Here is a 278-nt window from a genome sequence, read left to right on the forward strand (position 1 = left end):
TCAGCAAAGGTGATAGCAGGGGTAGAATCACACACATCGCTCGCTGATGGAGTAGCCACAGCCGGGATATTATCACACGTTACAGTTACATCTGCAGGAACTCCGGATAATGTTGGAGCACTAGCATCAGAAACTGTGATTTTCTGAGATTGTGAAGAACTATTTCCGGCCGCATCTGTTGCGGTCCAGGTTCTTGTAATCTCGTAGTTATAAAAAGAAGCTTGATCAGGATCGGTTCCTTTAGTACTAGTTTCAGCAAAGGTGATAGCAGGGGTAGA

At 45.3% G+C, this 278-nt stretch carries 1 protein-coding gene; it reads right to left on the reverse strand.

Annotated features, from left to right (window positions below; genetic code table 11):
* A partial coding sequence (locus ACNKXV_RS14755; protein ID WP_417908451.1) for a hypothetical protein occupies positions 1–278 on the reverse strand: 278 nt, incomplete at both ends.

Origin of the sequence: Christiangramia aquimixticola, from assembly GCF_048285835.1 — a bacterium.
Lineage (GTDB): Bacteria > Bacteroidota > Bacteroidia > Flavobacteriales > Flavobacteriaceae > Christiangramia > Christiangramia aquimixticola.